Genomic DNA, 21,254 nt, shown 5'->3' with positions numbered 1-21,254 from the left:
GGTACTATTTAAAGTAATTCAGGATTACTGCCGCCGTAGAGATAACCCCCAGGGCAATGGTGACTACGTTAAGAGACACCAGGTTGTCGCGTTTTACCTGCGCAACAGACGGCTCTACATACAGCACATCATTGGGCTGCATAAAGTAGTATCTTGATTGTACGATATTTGGGTCTTTAAGGTCGATTAGTACCACCTCTGAACCGCCAGGCGTCTGGCGCACCAGCTTCACGTTCTCGCGTGCAGCGCCGCGAGTCAGGTCGCCTGCCATACCCAGCGCGTCGAAAAGAGTTGCGCGCTCGTTGTAGACAAAGTACTGGCCCGGGCGGTTAACTTCACCCAACACGCTTACTCTGAAGTTGATGAGCTTCACCACTACGGTCGCGTTGGTGATGTAACGGTCTACGTTGCGCTGAATCAGCTCCTGCGTCTGCTGCAGGGTTAGCCCTGATACTTTCACTTTACCCACGTTAGGCAGGTTCACATTTCCTTCGTCGTCCACAGAGTAGCCGCTCAGGAACATAGTGCCCGGGTCGGCAAAACCGAAGGCGCTGGAGGGTGGTACGATGTTGTAGATATTGGAGATTTCGGGTTCCAGGCTTTGTACCTTAATGGAGAGCACATCGGCAGGCTGTAGCTGGTATGGCTTGTAAGTGGTTTGCATAGGGGTAGCCACCGTCTCTTTCAGGTTGCTGTTTTGCATGTATACAAGCTCTTTTTTGCTTAGGCATGATGTGGCGCTTATCATTAGGAGCAGGAGGTATACGACTCGTCTCATGTGTTTTGCTTAAGGGTGTTTCGAATGATGATACTCGTATGTTCGTTGTTTTTTGATGATAACGGGAGCCCATACCTGTTTGTGTTTCAGCACATGGTACCCAAAAAATTGTATCAGCCATATATACTACCGGAGCCACAAAAAGATGCTTGTTTTCAAAAATATTATGTGAATTTAATGTAAGGGGATACTATGCAAGGGTGCAAATTGTTTAAAACCAGAAAGTTATGTTTTTGTGTGGTTGGCAAAGAATAACACAAGATAACACTACTCTCTCAGATCAGGTATAGATCATTATAAATGTATTGTTGGAATAATGCTATAAATAGTATTGAAGCGGAAATGCTGGCAGCGGGTGTAGGTATAGCGTAACGGCTGCTGTTATAAGAGGGAAGGGGCTGTAAAACAGAACCACCTTCTCTGTGCACGTGGCATAAAGAAGGTGGTTCCTATACTTATATAAAGGGTATATAGTATGCTTATTATTCAATCCACTTAGTACGGCGATGTTTGGACTGGGGCGCCGGCATCTGGCGTTGTTTCATTTTATCAGACGCCTTGCGGATCAGTTGCTGCGAAAATCCGTCCGCATGCTCAATAATTCCACCTTTCAGCTTCCAGCCTTGCGGAAATAGTATGGCAACCTCTGTTGCCAGTGTCTCAAGATTTGGGGCTACTACTATATCGTATTCCATTGCAATGTTTAAATAAACGAACTATAGAACCAATATAGGGGATAATAACATAGGTTGTATGTGCAGGGCTACGAAATTTAGTAAATGAAGTTACATTCAAAATATAATTTAGCTGATTATTAAAATGATTCAATATAAGTAGAGCATATAGGGCCTTTTTGATGAATTAATTCTATTTGGCATTTTCTGTTGTAAGGAGAATTTGGAAAGAGGTCAGCCCTTCATTGTCAGATTCAAGCGAAAACTGGAAGTCGTGGCTGAGTAATATCTCCCGAATCATGGTCAGGCCAATGCCCTGGCCGGTTTCTTTGGTACTGAAGAAAGGAGTAAAGAGCATGGGGCGCACGTGCTCGGGTATACCTTCGCCATTGTCGGAAATGGTCAGGCAGAGCGGTTGCTCCTGCAGCTCCACCCAGATATTGCCATCCGACTTTACGGCTTCCATGGCATTTTTCAGAATGTTTAGCAGGGCTTGTTCTATCTGCTGTTCATCCAAGGGTATGCAAAGCGGATGGGTGGGGAGTTGCAGGCTCAGGTTGATCTGCCGTTGTTCCAATTGTGGTTGCATCAGTCGTTCAAGTCGCTTGAGTAAGGATTGTACCTCTACTGGCTTTTTAGAAGGGGCGGGGAGGCGCACCACATCTGCAAAATTGGCCATAAACCTGCTCAGGTTGGCGTTCCGGTCAATGGCTACCTGCAGGGCATAGGTAAAATCTTCCTGATGCTCTTCATCAATCTGCGGGGTATAGTACTGCACGGAGTCCAGAATGGAGTTGATGGCGCCGGTCGAGTTGTTCACTTCATGCGACATCATCCGGATAACTTTTTCATAGGCCTGCCGCTCATTTTTGATGATGGCCTCAGTGAGCTCCTCCAGCATAATAAAGGCCCGATGAAAACCCCGGTCGATGAAATGCGCCCTGTGTGCCCGGAAAGTACGGATGCCGTTCAGACGGAAGGTATAGGGCTGGCCAGCTTGTACCTGCGTGAGCTCTCGCGCCCATGTATTGGGCAGCGCTGCCAGATCGCTGCCCTGCAACGGCTGGCCTGACAGGTATAGGAAACGCTCCGCGGCAGGGTTTATACTTTCGATGCGGTTGTCGAAATCGAGCAGGATGATGCCGGCGGGAGAGGCCTGAATGATCTTTTCGAGCAGGAAGTGCTTTTCGGCCTGCGCTACACGTTCCTGCCGCAATTGCTCAATCATGCGGTTGTACACGTCCACCAGTTCGTCCAGTTCCGGCTGTCCTACCTGCACAAACTTCGTCGAAAAGTCTTTGTCGCGGATAGACTCTATACCTGCCCGGATCAGGTTGAGCGGCTTGAAAAAGGCATTGTAAAGATTCACAGTCAGTACAACGGAGAGCAGTATCAGCACCTCCATACCTAAAAACAGCAGCTTGTTTTCCTGTAGCAGGAAATAAGCCATGGCTGCGAGTAAGCCATGCACGAAAACTGCAAAAAAGATAAATTTAGTCCTGAGCTTCATATGGGATGCCGAACTTTTCGAGGCGACGGTATAGGGCAGCCCGGCTCAGGCCCAGCGCACGCGCCACTTTGCTGATGTTGTTGTGGTAATAGGCCATGGACTTTTTGATCATGGAAGCTTCCATCTCGTCGAGTGTCATGGTGCCGACGGCGGGCAGGGCTTTGTCGCCTGACTTTACGGGACCCTGCTGCGCTTGCGCCCGGAAGTCCTCTGCGCTCAGGACTTCGTCCTCGGCTACCAGCACGGTGCGCTCTACCAGGTTTTTCAATTCCCGAATGTTCCCCGGAAAAGGAAGCTCTTTCAGCCACTGCAACGCTTTGTGGCTTAGTTCCAGCTCAGGCCGGTGGTAAGTCTTCTTCATGTTCTCCACAAAAAACTGCACCAGCAGCGGAATATCGTCGGGGCGCTCACGCAGCGAGGGTATACGCACCTTGATCAGGTTAATGCGGTAGAAAAGGTCTTCGCGGAATTTGCCTTCCTCGACCATCTGCTCCAGGTTACGGTTGGTAGCGCACACTACCCGGATGTCGAGTTTGCGGGAGCGGCTGTCGCCGAGCACCTCGTAAGTACGGTCCTGCAGCACGCGCAACAGCTTTACCTGGCTGTTCATGTCCAGTTCCCCAATCTCGTCGAGGAAGATAGTGCCCTTGTTCGCCATTTCGAAGCGGCCCACCCGGTCGGCTTTGGCATCGGTAAAAGCGCCGCGCTTGTGACCAAACATCTCGCTTTCAAACAGACTGGATGAAATACCCCCCAGGTTTACCTTCACGAAAGGCTGGGACTTGCGGAGGCTGTTGCGATGCACCGCTTCCGCTATCAGTTCTTTACCTGTGCCACTCTCGCCTTCAATCAGCACGGAGGCATCGGTTGGCGCAATCTGCCCGATTCGTTTCAGGATTTGCAGCAGCTGTGGGTCTTGGCCTACAATCTGGCTGAAATCGTATTGCTGGTCCAGCTTTTTGCGGGTCAGGGCTTCGTCTTTGGTTGGTGCCTGCTGCGACAGACTCAGCGCTGTGCGTACCGCCTGAACCAGGTAGTCGTTGCTCCAGGGTTTGGTGATAAAATCCGCCGCTCCCAGGCGCATACCTTCCACCGCCAGACTAATAGAGCCCCAACCGGTGATCAGGATAACGGGCAGCTGTGGCATCCGTTGTTTAAACGTTCCCAGCAACTGTAGCCCATCCTGGCCTGTCGTGTCGATGGAGAAGTTCATGTCCATGATCACGAGCTGCAAGGGGTGCTGCTGGGCCACTTCAAGTGCCTCCTTAGGAGAGGCAGCTTCTTTTGTTTTGAAGCCGTGTTGTTTAAGCAAAATGCTTAAAGAGGCGCGAACGGCCACATCATCGTCTATTATCAGGATCATGCCCGGCATGCTGTTTTGTATGCTCTAAAGATAATTTTTTTACGCACTACTTGCTACTCTTCATGCAAAGCAATGGCCGGATGTATAGCCGCCGCTTGTCGGCTCGGGTAGAAGGCACAGCCAACCGCCAGCAGGTATATCATACCCACGGCTATACCTAAAGCGATGAAGTATACCGTCGACTCGACATCAAAAACCTGCAGCAGCGGAAACTGAATGGCAAAAGCCACACCCAGCACCAGGCCAAAAGTAGCCAGCACCAGCACCTCGCCGATGAACTGCCGGTATACCTGGCTTGAAGAAGCGCCTACTGCCCTGCGCAAACCAATTTCACTGTTGCGGCGATTGATGTTATACCAGAGCACCCCAAACAGGCCAAGCGCTACGTTTAAGATCAGGAAGCCACAGATAATGGCCAGGGCTATCATCGGGACTTTGGAAACCTTTTCCTTATTCTGGCGCATCTTTTCCAGGGTGGCTACTTCCATGGTCCAGCCCTTTCCTATACCTGATAACGCTTTTACCATTCTCTCCTCAAACTCCACGCCCATACCCGGCTTCACCCGCATCAGGATCTCTCCGTAAAACTCATCTTCATTTTCAGGCAGATAAATGCGGTTAAAGAAGGCCGGCTCTTCGGCAGTATATTCGCTGCTTGGTCTGTAGTGATCTACTACGCCCACCACCTGATAGCTGGAGGAGTCATTGCGCGGCAGCACCTTGCCTATCGGATCTTCACCCTCAAACAGCTGCCTTTCCAGGGCTTTGCTAATTACAATCGGCTTGTGGTGAGCACCATTGTCGGCCGGGCCAAACCAGCGGCCTTTGCTCACCTGCATCTGCATTACTTCAGCAAAGTCGTCCTGCACTTCAAACTGGTCAGTCTTTATTTCTTTCTGGCCATAAGTGAGGTTGGTGGTCATCTGGCTAAAGGCAAACGGTGCGTTGCTGTTGGTCAGCGATACGCTCTCAATTTCCTGAAAACCCTTTGTTCGTTGCAGTATCTGCTCCAGGGTCTGCCGATTTAGAGCAGTCGAGTCTGTGTCGGGGCGCATGGTCAACAGCCAGACGTTTTCATGCTTGAAACCCAGTGGCTTGTTGTAGTTACGTACATTATATACGATCAGGCTCAGCACCGCGAACAGCACCAGGAAGCAAAAGAAAATTTCGGTTATGAGCAGAAAGTTGCTTCTCTTCCTGTTCCAGATTAGTTTAAACAGATGGCGTATCATTTAGAGCCTCCTTTCAGTGCCTCAACGGCTTTTAAGCGTGACATTCTATAAGCAGGGTACACACCGGAAATCAATCCGAAAATCAGGCTGAGCAGCAGCCCCCAGGCAAACACCCGCAGGTTGAGCCCCAGGTTGGCATACACAATCACACCGCTGTCGTTGATGAGTTTCAGCACAGCAGCCGAGAGCGCAAAACCAAGTATACCGCCCAGTAGTGTCAGGAAGATGTTCTCGACAATAAACTGCCCGATAATATTGGAGGAAGTGGCTCCAAAGGCTTTACGAAGCCCGATCTCGGAGGAGCGCTCCATGATGCGGCTGATGTTAATGCTGACCAGGTTAATGGTGGGCAGCAGCATGAACAGGAACGCCAGGCCAGCCAGAATGACGTATAAAAACCCCATACCAGATTTTTTTCCTCCGCCAAGCAGGGTGCGGGCAAATCCTTCCAGTGTTGTGTCAGGGAATGAGGAGAGCTTGGTGCCTTTCACCGGATGCTGGCGCTCTATCTCGTGCAGCATGGCAGCGTACTCAGCTTTTATGTTGGGTATATCCGCCGGGTTCTGCGCTTTAATAGTAGCGAAATACAAGCCCCTATACCCAGGTTTATTGAAGTCCTGACTCTTGAGGGTGATCGGCACCCATACGTCAGCATAGGAGTAGAGCCGCAGGACAGGCACGTCTTTCACCACACCCACCACTTTGTACTTCACCTGGTCCACTTCAATGGTCTTTCCTACAGCCTTCCCTTCACCAAAGTACTTGTTCCGGGTAGTCTCGTTGATGATCGCCACGCGACTTGCACCTGCTACTTCCTGCTGCCCGAAAGCTCCACCTTCCAGAAACTCAAAATCAAGGATGTCCCAGAACTCACGGTCTGTATACTTGATGTCCAGGGCAAGTTTGCGGTTATTGATGTAGCTGTTCACCTGAAAGAACATCGAGTTAATTGATACCTGTTCGGGCGTTTGCAGCGTGCGGACGTTGCGGTCCAGGAAGTAATAGCTTGCAGGGCCGCTACTCGAGTAGCCTTCCGAGTGCTCTTCGCGCATCATGCTGACAAATAAGAGCTCATCCGTTTCGCGCTCCGGCATCTGCGGCCCGAAGGTATGGTCCATAAGGGAGGTGGCCACCATCAGCACCATCAGGGTAAAGCTGATGCCGAAGAGGCTGATGAAGGTGAAGAACTTGCGCCGCAAGAGCACCTTCCAGGCTATTTTAAGGTAATTCTTCAGCATGGCTATACCTTTTGATAATCGTATGCACTGGTTTTCGCATCAGACACTTGCTGACCGTCGAAGAAGCGGATGAGGCGTTCTGTTTTCATGGCCATATTCTCGTCATGGGTCACCATCACAATCGAGGTGCCGTCATGGCGGTTGAGGTTGAGCAGGATGTTCATGATTTCCTCGCCCATCACCGAGTCGAGGTTACCGGTCGGTTCGTCGGCGAGAATGATCTCAGGCTGACCGATCAGTGCACGGGCAATGGCCACCCGCTGGCGCTGTCCGCCGGAAAGCTGGGTAGGGTAGTGCTTGGTACGGGCGCTGAGGCCTACTTTTTCCAGGGCAGTGAGCGCCAGGCGGCGGGTTTCGGCAGCAGACACGCCAGTGCGGTACAGCAGCGGTAGCTCCACGTTATCGAGCACGCTCAGGTCGTTGATGAGGTGATAGCTCTGGAACACAAACCCAAGCTTCTGGTTGCGGATGTGCGCCAGTTCTTTGTCTTTATACCTGCTGATAGGTAGACCGTCAATCTCCACAATGCCATTGGTTGGCTCGTCGAGCAGGCCCATGATGTTGAGCAGCGTAGATTTACCGCAGCCTGAAGGGCCCATCACCGACACAAATTCTCCTTTCGGGATGTGCAGGTTAACGTTGTGAAGCGCTACCGTCTCAATAGTCTTGGTCTGGTAGACTTTTTCGATGTTCTTTAACGTAATCATAGTTTTATACCTTGGTTTCTAATGTCTATAAAATTGTTGAATTGCTGCATGGTCAAATTGTTGGGTGCACGATTCATACAGGTCGCTGTACATTTTTAAATTCCTCAACTCTTCCTTCTTATCTATATTTAATCACTCATTCACTAAATCGCTCATTTCAATCACCTGCTGTTGTTCAAAATCATAAAGCGTCAGCTGCCGCAGGGTATAGTGAGCTATCCAGAACTCGCTTAGCGAGGCGATGTGGGCGCGGCGAGCCTGGTCTTTTTCTGCCAGCGCGATATTGAGGTCGGTGATGCTGATGCGGCCGATCAGGAAGGTGTTGCGGGCAATTTCGTAACGCTCTTCTGCGATGGTGTCGGCTTCGGCGGTGGTGGCAATGCGGGCTTTCAGGGTGTTGTACTGGTTCACCTGCGTGAGCACAGCCTGCTCGAAGTTGGCATCTTCCTGGTCCACGGTATATTGCACCAGCTGTTTGTTCAGCTCGGCTACTTTATAAATAGAGCGTTGTCGCCCCCAGTCCATGATCGGCATGCTGAAACCGATGCGGGCCCGTTGCTGATTTTCGGGTCGGGTATAGATGTCGGTGAAGGAGGCGCCGCGGTTGGTGAGGCCGAATGTGGCAAACAGGCTGGCGTTAAATCCATTGTCGCCATGGGCTTTAGCCATCAGTGCTTCGGCTTCCAGCAGCCTTCTGCTAAAGTTGATGCTTTCTTTCCGGTTCTTGCGGGCTTGGGCCAGCGCTACCTCGGCGAGTACGGTTGTGGCAGGTATACCTTCCGGTGTCATCAACTCCAGTTGGTCAGTTTCTTTCATGCCGATGTAGGTTTTGAGGGCAAGTGCTGCGGTCTGCTGATCGAGGCCTGCCTGTGCCATGGCCAGTTCGGCATTCAGCACCGCCAGGCGCAGCTGCAGCAGGTCGTTTTTGGAGAGGCGCCCGAGCTTATACTTTTGCTGTGCGATCTGGTATAGTGTATCGTTGCTCGACTGATTCTGGCTCGCGATACGCTGGTTTGTCTGGGCGAGCAGCAGGTCAAAGTATAGTCTGGTCGCGTTCACGGCTATACTTTCGCGCTCTTCCAGGTATACCTTCTGCGACTCCTGATAACGAAGCGGCTCTATCTTTTTGGCCCAGGACAACTGATTATAGGCAAACAGGGGTTGTTCTATACCTATAATAGCCGGGTTGCCGTTGTAGCGGGTCTGATCGCGGTCAAAGTCGTCGAAGCGCTGCATCAGCGAGGTAACAAACACCCGGCCACCGGTCGGACTCACTACCTGGCTCAGACTCAGCCCAAGTTCGGAGTTGTTGATCGATACCGGTTTGAAATCAGTGGTGCCGTCGGGCTGCGTAACGGGCGTAATCGTGCGGCTGAAATCGGGAAGGGTACCGGTGAGACTGAGCTGCGGCTTGTAATCGGACTTAAAGCTGCGCCACTGCCAGTAACTGTTTTCGCGGCTGGTTTCTGCCTGCCTTGCTATTGCTGACTGCTCCTGCGCCAGGGCAATCACTTCCTGCAGACGCAAAGTGCGTGTAGCGGGCTGTGCTATACCTGGCAGACAGGGCAGCAGCATCACAAACAGCAAACAGTAAAGCTTTTTCATATTTTTATTTTGTGTCACGACATATGAATCGAGTAGAACAAATTTTATCTTCCAATCCCTCTTATTCCTAAACTCCTCAACTCGCAAACTTACTTGACTTTCACTTTGTCAAGGTGCTGGTATTCGGTCAGGTCAGAGATCACCACTTGTTCGCCGGCTTGCACGCCGCTTTCCAGCTCCACATAGTCTACATTGCTCATACCAATTTTCGCACCTCTTCTGATCAATTCGCCGTCGCGTAGCACGTATACCTGGGATTTGCTGGCCGTTCTGAAGTAAGGCCCATTCTTCACGCGCAGCGTATTTGGTTTGGCGATAGTGTGCACATACACATCCACGCGCAGACTCGGGCGCAACTGCTGATGTGCTTTTTCTTCGAGGGCTACAAAAAAGGTGACGATGCCGTTTTCGACGGTCGGTTTGATGGAAGCGATACTGCCCGTGAGGTTAGTGTCGTTGATGCGGACCGCTACGCTGCTTCCGACACTGATCTGGCTGGCGAAGGCATCTGAAATAGTAGCCTGCACACGATAGCTGCTCAGGTCAGCAAGTCGGGCGATGATGTCGCCGGCGTTCACGTTGCTGCCGATCTCGTTTTTCACCCAGGTAATCACGCCCGGCTGTGTGGCACGCACTTCGGCCAGTTCCATCTTGCGCTGCAGCTCCTCGATAGAGCGACTTTGCATGGCCAGGGTATAGCGCAATTCCTGTTCGTCGGCTTTCAGAAGCTGGCGCTCCGTTACGATTTCGCGTTCAATTTGTGCCAGTTCCTGCTGCGCGATGCGGAGGTTGAGTTCGGCCTGCTTCACACTTTCCTGTGTGCCGCCTCCAATTTTGAGAAGGTACTGTTCGTCTTCGAGCTGCGCCTGCAGGCTTTTCACCCGCATGCGCTTTATTTCCAGCTGTGACGCCAGGGCATTCAGTTTCTTTTCGAGGTTAAGGTTGAGCTGCACAGTCTTGTGGCGGCTTTGTTCCTGCTCGTCTTTGAGTTTGTCGTAGGCCAATTGGGTATAGGCTCTGTCGAGCAGTAGGATCTGGTCGCCGGGCTGCACCTGTTCGCCTGTGTTGTGCACCACCTGCTCGATGCGTGCCTGAATGGGGCTGGTGATCACCTGCTCGTGCTCCGGCACTACTGTACCCGAAGCTGTGATAGTGGCCACAACCGGCCCTTCCTCCACCAATGCTGTTCTGAGTTCTGAGTGGGCAATGCTGGGTGTAATCAGGCTTCTGAATCCGAGGATGGCAACTGCTACCAAGGCAGCGGCTATACCTATTTGCCAAATGCGCTTCCGCTTCTGGGCTTGTCTGGTGCTGGCTGATAATTCACGATCCATTGTCTTGTGTAGGGTTTTGCTCGTGAGGGTATAGCCAATTTAGATGCCAGTAATGTATGTTCTTGATTTACAGATGGTTGATTTGTAAATAGTTGATTTTTAAAGATTTGTACCTGTTCAATAATGAACAGTTTGTGCGGTTTTGTGAGAGCAGTTTGGAGAGGAGATGATTTAAATATAGTATTCTGTTGATTTTTATTAGTTTTAGGTGCGGGTAAATGTGAAGCTACCTTCGAAATAACAGAAAATCCTTCCCAAAAATATGAAAACAAACTATGTGCTATACCTTGTAGCGATGCTCTTGCTGGCTTGCAATGAACAGCCGGTGCAGGAACTTGCTACTGCTTCAACCTCAGAAGCAGCACCATCAACTGAGACTACTGCAGAGCTTACAGACGAGCAAATGGAAGCAATGCGTCAAAAGTGTGAGGCCTATTATGCTTCGCTGAATGTGCACGATTCGGTGCGGGTAGCATATCTTGACAGAATTCTGACAGAACACCCTAGCAAGCTTACCACCAAAAACCGTCGGTTTCTGACGCAGCTTAAGCAGGATTTCATTACGAGCACACCCAAACAGCCCCGCCTGACAATTGAACAGGTGCTTTTCCCGGTTTTCAAGATTCCGAACCAGCCATTGGGCATCATTGGGCAGCCAGTGCCGGACATGGACAGACCTAACGAGTTTACAGATGTTTCAGCAGAAGCTGCGTTGCTGCAGAAATGGGTTGGGCCTGACCGGGCAAACAGCGCTGGAACCCCCTTGGTGCATTATCCTGAGCTACTTGAATCTGTTTATCCTTCCGGCAAACCCCAGGTATACCTGTACACCACAAATACAGCCCGAACATCCCAAATAAAGGAGTTGGGGTATTATCAAAGCGAATGTTCAGAATATTATCACTATACCTTTGATGAGCAGGTATTGCAAAGTGGAGATGAAGTGCTTTTTGCCAGCCGCCTGCCACTCGACCTGACCTATGAAAATAATCCGGCTTTTGATAGCTGGTACAGGTCTAATCTGATTCCCGAGTGCGCCGACTGCCCTAGCAGCCACGATAAAGCTATCACTGTCGCGAAACTGACAGGCACCGATGACCTCTATTTTATGTATGCAGATGCCTTTCCGGATAACCAGGAATTACATACTCCACTTCGGGCTCTAATAGCAAAAGGCGAGAACGGGAAGTGGCTATACCTGTGGTACAGCGATATCGATAATTTCGGTTGCAGCTGTTTGTAATTTCGATTAGCTGAATAGGTATGGCAGGTCTGTTTGCTATACCTAATTTACAACTCCCTCACAGCAATTTTGTAACAGAATATGAAGATACTTCTGACACTAGCCTTCTTATTATCAGCAATTGTTGCGACAGCGCAGTCAGATATCTATCAGTCTGACTTGGGAGCACTGAGGTCACTCCTGCAAAAAACACCCTCTTATAAAGCTCAAATCAAGGGTAGTAAGCGTTTGTCTTACAACGAACTGTCTAAGCACTTAGCAACTGAACCTACGGCTGACCTGAACAGTTTTGAGCAGTTTTCTAAACTATCGCATCTGCTATTTCCAATCCGGGACAATCACCTGGGCTTTTACCAGCAACCAGATTATAGCCACTTCAAAGACTCTGTAAGCATTAGTAACTACATCACTTCGGAGGAGTTTCAGCATTACCCTAAAGTAGAACTTAACATAGACTCTCTGAAAAATGTATTGATACAGAAACCTGCTGATTCTATTGAGGGAATCTATCACTATGGTAAGTCGTATCGTGTGGGGCTTTTCAGGAGCGGCGACAAAGAATACCTGGGTGTGGTAGTGGATTCGGATGTGAAGCTGTGGAAAAAGGGACAGATAGCAGTTCGCTTATACCAGTCAGGTCCGGATTCATTCAAAGCGATCTATGGTCATCCGTTATATAAATATTATTTCCTGCAGAACAATGAAAAGCTTCGGAACCAAACCTTGTTAAATTCTCAGTTTTACGCCTACGGTGCTCATAATCAATACACCAAGCGCCAGTATCAGACTGATTTTGTAAACATACCCATTGGAGCATCTAAGTTTGAGCTGAAAAGGATAGCTGCCGATGTACAGTACCTACTGATACAAAGTTTTCAAGTCAATACTGCTACCAGGCAGAAGTCAAAGGCCTTTTATGAATCCATAAAAGATTCCCTTACAGCTGCCTACCTGATACTAGACCTGAGAAACAACGAAGGTGGTGCTCGAAAAGAGATGATAAAGTACTTTAAGCTACTGAAAGCTTATTCACGGAATGGCAACTTGTACGTGCTTCAAAATAATGGGACGCTCAGCCAGGCAGAGATAGTTACTTTAAAATTGAAGAAACTGAAGAACACCACGACTGCCGGGCAAACTACCAAAGGAATGCTGAGCTACGGCAGCAATTATGGCAAAAGAGAGAAATTGCCAAGCGGCCGATTCGAACTCTACATCACCGACATGAAGGGCAATAGGAAATTCCTCAAGTATGAAGATCATGGTATAGAGCCTGATGTTGAGCTGTATCATGCGTCAGATTGGGTAGACCAGGTGATAGAACGAATAAGGTTTAGTAAGTCAATTGTATCAGAAACCAACCGTATGCATTAGCAGTAGGGCAAGCGATCAATCGTCGTTCATACCCGCATGAAAACACATTACACCTTCCGCCAGTCATCCTCGTAAAAACAGCAATGAAAGCGACGCTGCTATACCTTCTTCTCAGTCTATACCTGAGTCAGGCTGTAGCGCAAAATCTGGTCCGGAACCCCGGACTTGAGCAGCTGAAAGGAGGTGTCATCGGATTTAAACCTATAAGTGGCACACCCGATATTGCCTCCGTAGAACATAAGGTACTGCAGTACCCACCTTACTTCAATGCCTATCAATCCCAAACACCTTCCAGGCAGCTTTCCAATATTGAATTTGGGGAAGTTTGTCTTTGCCAGTGGTTTAGTTTTGAAGCAAGTGAGCTGACGCAGTTGGAACTGTCAAGGCCGCTTCGTAAAAACCAGGAATACGTTGTTTCGCTCTTTACCATCAAAGCCTCTGCCATTGAGCCGCCGATCAATGAGATAACGGTGCACTTTATAAACAGACCTCTGCCTGCCACCAGGCAGGTATACGGACTCAAAGATCATCCCCTGACAACCGCTGCTATACCTTATACTGCTCTCAGGCCCGCAACTGCCGAACCTCTGGCTTCCCGAACAACCTGGACGAAAGTAAGTGGCAGTTACAAAGCCAAAGGCGGCGAACGTTACCTGCTGATCGGGAATTTTCTGGGCGCAAATGCCGCTGCACTGGAGGTGATGAACCCCGAAACTGAGGAAGTGGAGGAAGAGCTGAAAAGCAGCAAGATCAAAGGCACCTATTACTGCTACGACAACATCAGCGTGGTGCCGAAGTCAGACGCTGACACAGGTGCTATACCTGTAGCCACTACAACACCGGTTTGGGCGGCTGAAGCGCCTATTGCCATCGACAGCACCATTACGCTTAGCGATGTAAACTTTGCTACCGGAGACCATACCATCAAGCCTGTAGCTTTTCCGCTGCTCGATTCACTGGCTGCTTTTATGGCGTCACATGGGCAAGTAGAGATTCAAATTGTGGGGCATACTGATGATGTGGGGGATGAAGCAGATAACCTGGCCCTTTCCCAACGGAGGGCTGCCGCTGTGCAAGCGTATATGAAGGACAAAGGTATAGCTGCCAATCGCATTTCGGCCAAAGGCTTAGGAGAGTCATCGCCGAAGACAGATAACCTCAACGAAGAAAACAGAGCACTAAACCGCCGGGTAGAAATAGAGATTTTCCAAAAGTGAAAGCCCCAACTTTTTAACCAAGTATACCTGCGCTTCAGCTATCCTGTATTTCTATTTACATTCAAAATTAACCGGAAGGTAAGTCATCATTCTAGGCCCGAGACTGCGCATTTCTCCCCATCTTTCCTTAATTTGCCTCTTTCACTAAGCCACACGAACTATGAGTTATAAAGAGAGACTGGCCGCTATCCGCCAGCAGATGAAAGAGCAGGGACTGAGTGCCTACATCATTCCTTCCGCCGATCCGCACATCAGCGAATACCTGCCTGACCGCTACAAATGCATCTACTTTGCCTCCGGATTTACCGGCTCTGCAGGTACGCTGGTGATCACCCAGGACTTTGCCGGATTGTGGACAGACGCCCGTTATTTTGTGCAGGCAAACGACCAACTGGCAAACAGTGGCTTTGAACTGGTGAAGTTGCAGGCGCAGCACGCCCCGGAGTACATTGGCTGGCTTTCCGAGCGTCTGAACCAGGGCGAAGTCGTGGCCTACGATGCCAAGCTGATCTCGGTGGGTCTGGCCGAGCTGCTGGAGCAGGAACTAACCCCGCTAGGTATAGAACTGGCCTCTGACCGTGACTTGCTCGACCCGATCTGGAACGACCGTCCGGAATTGCCGGTTGCCCCTGCCTACCTGATAGGAGAGGAGACAAGCGGGCAATCCACCACCGCTAAATTGGAAGCGCTACGTAAGGCCCTGAAGAAGCAGAGAGCCGATTATCACCTGATCTCTTCGCTTGACGACATGGCCTGGCTCTTCAATATGCGCGGCTCCGATGTGAAGTGCAACCCAGTTGTTCTCAGTTTTGCGCTGATCAGTCATGATAACACGGTGCTGTTCATTGACCAGGCAAAACTGAGCGAAACAGACAAGAAAAAGCTGATGGCCGATGGTGTAGAGCTGCAGCCATACGAAATGGTAGAGCGTCTGCTGGCTGAATTGCCTGCTGGTTCTTCCATCCTGATTGACCCGAAACGCAATTGCTATGCCCTGTACAAGCAACTGCCAGCCGAGGTGCGCGTGATTCAGAACACGAACCCGACAACTTTCTTTAAGGCTGTTAAAAATGAAGTAGAGGTAGAGAATACCCGCAAAACCATGGTAAAAGACGGCGTAGCTTTGACCCGCTTCTTCAAATGGCTGGAGGAAAACCTGGGCAAAACCACCATCACCGAACTATCGGTTGCAGACAAGGTGCTTGAGTTCAGAGCGGAGCAGGAGGGGTTCATTGGCGAGAGTTTCGATACCATTGCCGGCTACAAAGCACATGGTGCCTTGCCGCACTACAAGGCCACGCCAGAAAGTGATGCGGAGTTACAAGCAGACGGCCTGTTCCTGCTCGACTCAGGCGGACAGTATACCACCGGTACCACCGACATCACCCGTGTGGTTTCGCTGGGCAGCCTAACTGAAGAAGAAAAGACTGACTATACCCTGGTACTGAAAGGTATGATCGACGGCGCTACTGCCCGCTTCCCGAAAGGCACCCGTGGCTACCAGATCGACGCCATTACCCGCAAACCGCTTTGGGACCACGCCCGTAACTACGGCCACGGCACCGGTCACGGGGTTGGGTTTGCCCTGAACGTACACGAAGGTCCGCATGTATTCAACCCATCGCCCACACCAGTAGATATTGAACTAGGCATGATCACCTCGGTTGAGCCCGGCTTGTACCGTCCGAACCAGTACGGCATCCGCATCGAAAACCTTGTGCTCACCATACCTGACGAAGCCAACGACTTCAGCGAGTTCTATACCTTCGAGCACCTCACTCTGGCACTGATCGACACTACTCCGGTGAAGAAGGAACTACTCGACGAGCGTCAGATCCAATGGCTCAACAACTACAACCAACTGGTAGTAGAGAAGCTCGGTCCACACCTGAACGAAGAGGAGCTGAACTGGCTCAAGGAAAAGGCGAAGGCTGTTTAATTGTTGATTGTTTGGCCGGCTATACCTATTGGAGGTATAGCCGGTTTTTTTTATTTCTTTAGAACCAGTCTAACGGTTTGTACCTCGTTATCTGAGATTAGTCTCAGATAATGAATTCCTTCCTTCAGTTTTCTGCTTTCTAGTTCCTGCTTTACCAACTCGCCGGCTTTGCCCTTGCCCTGTGCGACTTTACTTAGCATTTTGCCATTAGCGTTGTATAACTCGAGGCGGTAAGCCCCAGTTTCAGTAAGCGAAAACTCTACATTTGTTCTGTCCTGGAAAGGGTTTGGATAAGCCCTTAGTGCCATAATTGGTGTGCCAGCTACTGCTGAAGCAGGTGTACAGTTGCCGAGTTTGTCTCCTTTGTGATTGCGCAGGTGAGCTTCTACGGCGGCAGTTGCGATGCAAAGTGGCTTCCCATTGTGACAAACCAGCACTTTGCCATTGCCGCAACGTACATCCTCTACTGTGATCGTTACAGAAGCGATAGTAGAGCAAGTGCCGTTATAGGCTGTCAAGGTGAAAGTATAGGTGCCGGCAGCAGTAGGTGTAAAGATAGGATCCGCTAAGGTTCTGCTACTCAGACCAGTGGCTGGATTCCATTCGTAACGCTCAGCCCCACTTGCCTGCAGGCGTACCCGCTGAGGGCCATAGCCCAAGTATAGAGTTGCTGGATCACCGCCTGTATATACCTTGGAAGAAGGAATAACAGCAATAGCAGGAGTAGGTGGTGTGCAAGTGGATTCGCCGCTCAGTTTTACGATCCAATAGTCTGTGCTTTCTGGATCTATTGTAGCGTAATTGGGTTCAGTTTTATCTCTTCCTGCACCAGCATTCGAGCTACCTCCAAGGATATAACCACCGTCTAGCGTCTGTTGTAAGGATTGCAACATATCTATACCATTCCCTCCAATTGTTTTCTCCCACTCCAATATGCCGTTGGCATCAATCTTCACTACCCAATAATCATTACTCTCTTCTCCTGAAGGCTCGCTTTTCTCTCCGCTTATTCCTGATTCAGATGATCCCCCCAGTATGTAACCGTTGTCAATAGTTTGTTGCAGGGAAACCAGATTGTCATTTGAATCTCCTCCAAAAGTTTTGTCCCACTCCTTAGCTCCATTTGCGTCGATCTTTACTACCCAAAAGTCATAGTTAAACGCATCATCACCTTGCCCCCTGTTCACTTCAGTTTTGTCACCGCTTATACCTGAGGCTGAGCTACCACCTAAAATATAACCTCCATCTAAGGTTTGCTCAAGAGCAATTTGTTGCAAAGAGCCAAATACTTCATGATTGTCGCCACCATATGTTTTGTCCCACACTATACCGCCGTTTGCATTTATTTTAACAATCCAAAAATCATAGCCTCCTCGTGAGGCTTCGCTCTTATCATCGCTGATGCCTGAGTTCGAGTAGCCTCCCAAGATGTAACCTCCGTCCAAGGTTTGCTGAATTGCCTGGAGTCTATCACTATCATTTCCTCCAATGGTTCTGTCCCACTCCTTATTACCGCTTGCATCAACCTTGACCACCCAATAGTCCCATACTAATTCATCACCAGAACCCTTTTGTGCCTCGCTTTTGTCTCCGCTGATGCCTGAATCAGAAAATCCTCCAAGGATATACCCTCCATCGCCGGTTTGTTGAATGGAGGTGAAGATATCTTGCCCATCCCCACCAAATGTCCTGTCCCACTCTTTGTTTCCGGTTGCATCGAGCTTTATTATCCAATAGTCTTCAGAGCCACGTAAAGGCCCGTTTTTATCCCCGCTAATGTCAGAGTAGGACCTTCCACCCAAAATATAACCTCCGTCCTGGGTCTGTTTTATAGTTATTAGTATGTCAGAGCTACTCCCGCCATATGTTTTATCCCATTCTTTATTTCCGTTTGCATCGAGCTTTACGATCCAATAATCATAAAAACCCTTTGAGGATTCACTTTTATCACCGCTGATGTCCGATTTAGAGTAGCCACCGAGTATGTAGCCTCCATCAGCAGTTTGCTGCAAGGAAGTAAGTGCGTCATCGTCAAAGCCGCCAATTGTCTTATCCCACTCAATTTCCTGACCTTGTGCCTGCCTAGTACTGGCCAGGCATAAAAGTAAAGTAAGGCATAGAGGCAGCCATTTGGAAAGGTCAATAAGGCGCATTTTGGCGTCATGCAGTTGTAATAATGTTTTCATAGGTCTGCTATTTAGGATTCTGTTATAATTATTAATATGAGAAGTCAAATTATCCTGAGGAGAACAGTAGGAATCTTCAATGACGAAACTTACTGTATTCTTGTGGTCAATGACAGAGCATGATCAGCTTGGTATACCTGTTTTCATACTGTAGGATGTTTGAAAATGAAATCAATCAATAAGGTGACCAAGCCTATCGCCAGTTGCTGTTTAAAAACCCGCAGCAATTAGTGGTAGACCCAAAAGCACATAGTTCTCCTGCTCCAGCAATGCTGAATACATACCGTGGATCCATTGTAATGAGTGATCAAGTCTTTGTGCCAATACAGTTGGTCAAAAGACTGCGATGTAGCAGGTAAAGTGCATACCTAACGCTACTAAGGCTGTTGTGTCTGCCTAGTGTGGGTAGCGCTCTAAAAGAGTTTGGAGCAGCCAATAAATCTATGGCAGGATCTACTATGCTATACTACTTTATATTGATTTAGTTTAAATAATTATGGATAAAATTTAATTAATAACAGAGGTATTTGGAATGATGATCTTTCTAGGTGCATGATTTCTTACCTGTTTGCTTAAGCACTTATTATTTTAGCACTAGTCTAACCGTTTGTACTTCATCCGGAGTAATAAGCTTCAGGTAATAAATGCCTTGATACAGTTTTCCGGCCTGCAGTTGCTTGCTCACCAGCTTGCCGGCTGCGCTGTAACCCTTGGCTACTACACCCAGCATTTTGCCGCTGGCACTGTAAAGCTCCAGGCGATACTCCCCTTTCTTAAAAAGTGCAAACTCCACTTGTGCAAAGTCCTGAAAAGGATTGGGGTATACCCGCAGCGGAATAGACACTGTCTGTTTTTCTAAAGGCACTGAAGTGCAGCGGCCCAGTCTATCGCCCTTGTGGTTGCGCAGATGAGCCTGCACGGCTGTAGGAGGTAGGCACAGGAGGCGACCATTGTGACAAATGAGTAACTTGCCATTGCTACAGCTGACATCCTCTGTGGTAACTTGTGAATACTTGATCGTGGCATATTCAGAGTCCATGTCCGTATAATATACACTCTCATCGTCGAGATAGCTTTGCCCGGTCACATACACATTGCCTGCAGCATCTAACCCTATGGCAACAGCATTATCGATGTAATCACCCGGTCCATTGTAGGTCATCAGCCATTGCTGTACACCCTCCGGACTATATTTGATCGTGGCGTAGTCTGTATTTTGCCATTTTTGCGTCATGGTAATAGAGCCAGTAACATACACATTCCCTTCCGCATCCAAGGCGATGTCATTGCCACCGCCTCCCTGTGGTCCGCCCGGTCCATCAAAAGGTGCGGACCAAAGCACATCTCCCAGCGTACTGTACTTGATTGTGAGGAAAGCATTATCAGGGTCCTCCTCTCTGTTACCAGTTTGCCCGGTTACGTAGACATTCCCCTCGTCGTCCACAGCCAGCGCCCGGGCAAAATCGTCTCTTGAAGCAGGCTGGTAAACTGCCAGTTCACCGGAGTCAAAGAATCGGTCCCACTGCAACACACCGGCTGAACTGTACTTTAGGGTCGTGTAGTCATACATGGGCAGGTCATCAGAATCGAGCTCGGACCAACTGTAGCCGGTAATGTATACATTGCCGGCTACGTCAAGGGCAAGATCGCTAGCATAAACGCTAGACATATTCTCAGGTCCGCTGTACCTGACTATCCATACTTCATTCCCAACTGCATCGTATTTGATAGTCGCAGCGCTGCTACGGAATATGTCAGCAATATCAAGGCTAGTGCCCGTAACGTATACATTGCCAGAAGCGTCCAAGGCAAGACTGGTGGCTCTGTCAGCCAGGCCGGAAGGCCTGTTATACCGTTTTATCCATTGCACGTCGCCGTCTGTGCTGTACTTGATGGTAGCATAATCATAGTTTGCGCTGCCCCCAAAGCCTGGACCGTCCACGTAAACAGAACCCGTTACATACACATTGCCTGCGGCGTCGACCTCTAAGGCCGTAGCTTGATCCCAACCATTTCCGGGGCCATTATAATAGGCCACCCATTGTTCGTCTCCGGTTGCATTGTATTTGATAGTCACATAATCATACCTGGATCGGGGGTCACTGTCTGCGGTTTCACTGTCAGCACTGTAACCGGTTACATAGACGTTACCGGCCGCATCTAGGCCGATATCTACGGCGTGGTCTGCTCCGTTTACTGACCCGTTAAACCTTGCCACCCATAACTGCTCACCTGCCGAGTTGTATTTGATTGTGGCAATGTCCTTAGACGCCTCTGAATCGTTGACTGGTCTACTGGCATAACTGAAGCCGGTCACATACACATTTCCTGTAGCATCTACTACCATGGCTGTTGCCCCGTCCCGACTGTCTTCAGGACCGTTGTATGTGGCGACCCATTCCTGGGAAGCTTGTGTATAACCGAATGTGGGAATGATAAGAAGGACTGCCAGGACCAGCGCTCTCCCGAATATTAAAAGTTGTTCCATTAGCTTAGCAAATAAAATGTGAGGCAACAAATTGAGGCAAGTGACAATACAAAAACAGGCTTTCATAATGGTGTTACTACTGAATAGCTTAAAAACTACAGTTGCACATCGATCAGAAAATCCTAGTATCAGAGATCATATTGCGGAGCTCGGCTACGCTATAAATCGGATAGCGTCAAGTCAGTTATACTCCTGCCAATTGGCTGGCACCGGTTCGTTCGTAAACAAGGGTGTTAAAAATAAACTCAGATGAAAGGTTTGGTCTTTTATAGTACGCGTAATATTGAACTATAAAAATAAAATATAAGATGTAATTACTTTAAAATGTGTGGCTAGTGCATCTTGAGGAGTAAACGGATCGAATAC

Annotated in this window: 15 protein-coding genes; 4 read left to right on the top strand and 11 right to left on the bottom strand. The window is 49.2% G+C overall.

The genetic code is table 11. The annotated features are described in order from the left end of the window. Positions 1–4: 4 nt before the first annotated feature. The 9 genes from K3G39_RS04265 to K3G39_RS04225 all read right to left on the bottom strand — a co-directional run bounded on the left by K3G39_RS04265 (position 5) and on the right by K3G39_RS04225 (position 10,441). Positions 5–778 carry a polysaccharide biosynthesis/export family protein gene (locus K3G39_RS04265; RefSeq protein ID WP_220624939.1) on the bottom strand — a complete coding sequence of 258 codons (774 nt, stop codon included), beginning with the start codon at positions 776–778 and terminating at the stop codon, positions 5–7. Between the two features lie 482 nt (positions 779–1,260). Continuing rightward, on the bottom strand, positions 1,261–1,473 hold the full coding sequence (locus tag K3G39_RS04260; protein ID WP_220624938.1) for a hypothetical protein: 213 nt from the start codon (positions 1,471–1,473) through the stop codon (positions 1,261–1,263). A gap of 172 nt (positions 1,474–1,645) precedes the next feature. After that, positions 1,646–2,962, bottom strand: coding sequence for a PAS domain-containing sensor histidine kinase (locus K3G39_RS04255; RefSeq protein ID WP_255593929.1), 1,317 nt, complete (start codon positions 2,960–2,962; stop codon positions 1,646–1,648). Further along, positions 2,946–4,325: a sigma-54 dependent transcriptional regulator gene (locus tag K3G39_RS04250; protein WP_220624937.1), complete on the bottom strand. Its 1,380-nt coding sequence runs from the start codon at positions 4,323–4,325 to the stop codon at positions 2,946–2,948. The genes K3G39_RS04255 and K3G39_RS04250 overlap by 17 nt, the downstream gene beginning before the upstream one ends. Before the next feature lie 53 nt (positions 4,326–4,378). After that, positions 4,379–5,557: an ABC transporter permease gene (locus K3G39_RS04245; RefSeq protein ID WP_220624936.1), complete on the bottom strand. Its 1,179-nt coding sequence runs from the start codon at positions 5,555–5,557 to the stop codon at positions 4,379–4,381. Continuing rightward, positions 5,554–6,795: an ABC transporter permease gene (locus K3G39_RS04240; RefSeq protein WP_220624935.1), complete on the bottom strand. Its 1,242-nt coding sequence runs from the start codon at positions 6,793–6,795 to the stop codon at positions 5,554–5,556. The genes K3G39_RS04245 and K3G39_RS04240 overlap by 4 nt, the downstream gene beginning before the upstream one ends. A 2-nt stretch (positions 6,796–6,797) precedes the next feature. After that, complete coding sequence (locus K3G39_RS04235) at positions 6,798–7,502, bottom strand: ABC transporter ATP-binding protein (RefSeq protein ID WP_220624934.1); 705 nt, start codon at positions 7,500–7,502, stop codon at positions 6,798–6,800. A 132-nt stretch (positions 7,503–7,634) separates the two neighbouring features. Continuing rightward, positions 7,635–9,107: a TolC family protein gene (locus K3G39_RS04230; RefSeq protein ID WP_255593926.1), complete on the bottom strand. Its 1,473-nt coding sequence runs from the start codon at positions 9,105–9,107 to the stop codon at positions 7,635–7,637. 89 nt (positions 9,108–9,196) lie between these two features. Beyond that, positions 9,197–10,441, bottom strand: a complete 1,245-nt coding sequence (locus K3G39_RS04225; protein ID WP_220624933.1) for an efflux RND transporter periplasmic adaptor subunit — start codon at positions 10,439–10,441, stop codon at positions 9,197–9,199. Between the two features lie 262 nt (positions 10,442–10,703). Between K3G39_RS04225 and K3G39_RS04220 the strand changes: the two genes are divergently transcribed. The 4 genes from K3G39_RS04220 to K3G39_RS04205 all read left to right on the top strand — a co-directional run bounded on the left by K3G39_RS04220 (position 10,704) and on the right by K3G39_RS04205 (position 16,214). Further along, entirely contained in the window at positions 10,704–11,684 is a 981-nt protein-coding gene (locus tag K3G39_RS04220) for a hypothetical protein (RefSeq protein WP_220624932.1), read from the top strand. Between the two features lie 228 nt (positions 11,685–11,912). Then, positions 11,913–13,058 (top strand): S41 family peptidase, encoded by a 1,146-nt coding sequence (locus K3G39_RS04215; protein WP_220624931.1) that lies wholly within the window; start codon positions 11,913–11,915, stop codon positions 13,056–13,058. 83 nt (positions 13,059–13,141) lie between these two features. Continuing rightward, positions 13,142–14,275: an OmpA family protein gene (locus K3G39_RS04210; protein ID WP_220624930.1), complete on the top strand. Its 1,134-nt coding sequence runs from the start codon at positions 13,142–13,144 to the stop codon at positions 14,273–14,275. Positions 14,276–14,435: 160 nt separating this feature from the next. Beyond that, the gene (locus K3G39_RS04205) at positions 14,436–16,214 is read left to right on the top strand and encodes an aminopeptidase P family protein (RefSeq protein ID WP_220624929.1); all 1,779 of its coding nucleotides are present in this window, start codon (positions 14,436–14,438) and stop codon (positions 16,212–16,214) included. A 50-nt stretch (positions 16,215–16,264) separates the two neighbouring features. Here K3G39_RS04205 and K3G39_RS04200 read toward each other — a convergent pair whose 3' ends face one another. Both K3G39_RS04200 and K3G39_RS04195 read right to left on the bottom strand, forming a co-directional pair. Beyond that, the gene (locus tag K3G39_RS04200) at positions 16,265–18,400 is read right to left on the bottom strand and encodes a T9SS type A sorting domain-containing protein (protein ID WP_220624928.1); all 2,136 of its coding nucleotides are present in this window, start codon (positions 18,398–18,400) and stop codon (positions 16,265–16,267) included. Positions 18,401–18,983: 583 nt separating this feature from the next. Further along, on the bottom strand, positions 18,984–20,888 hold the full coding sequence (locus K3G39_RS04195) for an SBBP repeat-containing protein (protein ID WP_220624927.1): 1,905 nt from the start codon (positions 20,886–20,888) through the stop codon (positions 18,984–18,986). Positions 20,889–21,254: the final 366 nt, after the last annotated feature.

Origin of the sequence: Pontibacter sp. HSC-14F20 (assembly GCF_019599265.1) — a bacterium.
Lineage (GTDB): Bacteria > Bacteroidota > Bacteroidia > Cytophagales > Hymenobacteraceae > Pontibacter.
Note: the sequence above shows the minus strand (reverse complement) of the source record. Positions and strands in the feature narration are given on the sequence as shown.

What these genes read in the sequence shown, in the direction of transcription:
- K3G39_RS04265 (WP_220624939.1), bottom strand. Translation starts at nt 778, where the DNA reads ATGAGACGAGTCGTATACCTCCTGCTCCTAATGATAAGCGCCACATCA.
- K3G39_RS04260 (WP_220624938.1), bottom strand. Translation starts at nt 1,473, where the DNA reads ATGGAATACGATATAGTAGTAGCCCCAAATCTTGAGACACTGGCAACA.
- K3G39_RS04255 (WP_255593929.1), bottom strand. Translation starts at nt 2,962, where the DNA reads ATGAAGCTCAGGACTAAATTTATCTTTTTTGCAGTTTTCGTGCATGGC.
- K3G39_RS04250 (WP_220624937.1), bottom strand. Translation starts at nt 4,325, where the DNA reads ATGATCCTGATAATAGACGATGATGTGGCCGTTCGCGCCTCTTTAAGC.
- K3G39_RS04245 (WP_220624936.1), bottom strand. Translation starts at nt 5,557, where the DNA reads ATGATACGCCATCTGTTTAAACTAATCTGGAACAGGAAGAGAAGCAAC.
- K3G39_RS04240 (WP_220624935.1), bottom strand. Translation starts at nt 6,795, where the DNA reads ATGCTGAAGAATTACCTTAAAATAGCCTGGAAGGTGCTCTTGCGGCGC.
- K3G39_RS04235 (WP_220624934.1), bottom strand. Translation starts at nt 7,502, where the DNA reads ATGATTACGTTAAAGAACATCGAAAAAGTCTACCAGACCAAGACTATT.
- K3G39_RS04230 (WP_255593926.1), bottom strand. Translation starts at nt 9,107, where the DNA reads ATGAAAAAGCTTTACTGTTTGCTGTTTGTGATGCTGCTGCCCTGTCTG.
- K3G39_RS04225 (WP_220624933.1), bottom strand. Translation starts at nt 10,441, where the DNA reads ATGGATCGTGAATTATCAGCCAGCACCAGACAAGCCCAGAAGCGGAAG.
- K3G39_RS04220 (WP_220624932.1), top strand. Translation starts at nt 10,704, where the DNA reads ATGAAAACAAACTATGTGCTATACCTTGTAGCGATGCTCTTGCTGGCT.
- K3G39_RS04210 (WP_220624930.1), top strand. Translation starts at nt 13,142, where the DNA reads ATGAAAGCGACGCTGCTATACCTTCTTCTCAGTCTATACCTGAGTCAG.
- K3G39_RS04205 (WP_220624929.1), top strand. Translation starts at nt 14,436, where the DNA reads ATGAGTTATAAAGAGAGACTGGCCGCTATCCGCCAGCAGATGAAAGAG.
- K3G39_RS04200 (WP_220624928.1), bottom strand. Translation starts at nt 18,400, where the DNA reads ATGAAAACATTATTACAACTGCATGACGCCAAAATGCGCCTTATTGAC.
- K3G39_RS04195 (WP_220624927.1), bottom strand. Translation starts at nt 20,888, where the DNA reads ATGGAACAACTTTTAATATTCGGGAGAGCGCTGGTCCTGGCAGTCCTT.